This is a genomic window from Butyrivibrio sp. WCE2006, from assembly GCF_000701985.1.
In the GTDB taxonomy this organism is placed as follows: Bacteria; Bacillota; Clostridia; order Lachnospirales; family Lachnospiraceae; genus Butyrivibrio.
Window position 1 is genome coordinate 1 of sequence record NZ_JNKH01000093.1, and the last position, 1701, is coordinate 1701.

Sequence of the window (1701 nt, forward strand, 5' to 3'; positions counted from 1 at the left end):
TCAATTCTTGGTAAGGATACCAAAGTTAAGGATGAGAAGCCTTTGGAAGTAGTTGAAGCTTATGTGAAGGAGAACACTACTGAGCTGGTGGATCCGCTTGATGTTCAGAAAAAGATTTCTGTACTTCAGGAAAAAAGGGATACGCTTCTTACTGAGCTTGATACTCAGATTAAAGTATCCAATGCGACAAGGTTTATTGAGATTTGATTAACTCAGTAAGAATTGCCTGCAACACGAAAACTTCAAACCCGGTTTCCCTGTAACAGGGTTACGTTACAACTACCGATATTGCAAATATTGGATGAGAGTTCAGAATGGCGAAGTGGAAATCGCGCTGGGTTAATGGCCCGGAAGTCGCAGGTTCGAATCCTGCTTCTGAATCCCCATATACGGGATAATAATGAGGAGGCCGCAACAGCCAAGAGCGTTAACCGTTTTGCATTTTGGTTAAACCGTAAATTATCATCGGTCAATAGTATTTACTTCAATAATCAATTGGGAACTGAGAATGTGCTTTAGACATAGAAATATGTTGAAACCCATGATAAAGGTTAGGGCGCTAAACCGGTTGGTCTGAAGTGATCCTCGTGGCTGTGTTGTGGGCAATAGAATAATCAATTCAGAATTTGATCATAGCTGGACCTCAGATAGGTAAAGCGGCAAAGGACCTTGCAGAAAATGCAGGGTCTTTTGTTTTTTCAACTAGAGGTTCAATGACATTGCTGGGGTACGAAGGTTATCATAACAATAGTAAGAAATAAAGAGGCTTTTAGTAGCTTCCAGATGGAGATCTTTATCCTGCAGGAGTTACAGAGTAAAGAAGGGTATTTGATATGGTAATAGTTACGTTAATGAGGAGAAAGCATGCTGGATTTACTTTGGAGACACAGGGTTTTGAGCATAGAGCGTTTCCTAATATGAAGGCAGCTAAAAAATGGCTGAAGGCCAATAATTTTATTTATGGACAAAGAGATTTTTTTAAATATGATGGCCCTGATGACAAAGAGTGGTGTCATGTTAATGATGCTTCTTGGGATTTTATAAAAGTTATTATAGAAACCCTTGAAGATCCTGAGGAAGACTCGTGCTATAAGAATTTTGACCCAGGAATGGCTCCGTGGCTTAAAGCGGCTTATGAAGAAGGCAGAAGAGAAGGTTTTGCGGGAAGACTTGTTAAATTGGATATGCCAAGGGATGAGAAGATAAAAATGTTTATAGAAACATTTGGGGATTCGAAGGCGGATGCAGAGTATTGGATATCCTACTGTGAGAAGGAAAGTGCTGCACAATAATAGATTCGAGGAATTTGGTGATATGGTCACAGAACGAAAGATAACTAGATGGAAGAATAAATATTGTCTTGCTAAATATACTCTTAGTAATGCAGGTATAGAGAAGATGATGGAACTCATGAGCCTCACAGATAAGATAGCTAAAGAGGGCAGAAGCTCACGAAGATCAATATGGGTAAATGTTCCGAATAAAACGGATAATGGGGACTGGGTAAACATAAGATTCTGCGGCGCTGTTTATGACCCGGGAGATGTCTTTTACGAAGTTATGTTGGATGACATAAGTGTGATGTCTTGCTCGAGCGATGAAATCATATAGAGTGCTGACATGCTTTATGCGACGGAGCCATCGATGGGTTTGATAAGTAACCACAAGTCAGCTAGGTGAGATCCGAAAGAAAATTATCCA

2 protein-coding genes, 1 tRNA gene and 1 pseudogene are annotated in these 1701 nt (G+C 40.0%); all 4 read left to right on the forward strand.

Annotation, left to right across the window (positions count from 1 at the left end):
• Positions 1-207: pseudogene (locus tag T501_RS21905) on the forward strand (hypothetical protein); the annotation flags it as partial.
• A 101-nt stretch (positions 208-308) separates the two neighbouring features.
• Positions 309-381: transfer RNA gene (locus tag T501_RS19385), tRNA-Ile, on the forward strand.
• Between the two features lie 470 nt (positions 382-851).
• The gene (locus tag T501_RS19390; RefSeq protein WP_207641205.1) at positions 852-1292 is read left to right on the forward strand and encodes a hypothetical protein; all 441 of its coding nucleotides are present in this window, start codon (positions 852-854) and stop codon (positions 1290-1292) included.
• Complete coding sequence (locus T501_RS19395) at positions 1279-1611, forward strand: hypothetical protein (protein ID WP_044917173.1); 333 nt, start codon at positions 1279-1281, stop codon at positions 1609-1611. The genes T501_RS19390 and T501_RS19395 overlap by 14 nt, the downstream gene beginning before the upstream one ends.
• Positions 1612-1701 lie beyond the last annotated feature (90 nt).

Coding starts and splice junctions, on each gene's coding strand:
- T501_RS19390 (WP_207641205.1), top strand. CDS start 852: ATGAGGAGAAAGCATGCTGGATTTACTTTGGAGACACAGGGTTTTGAG.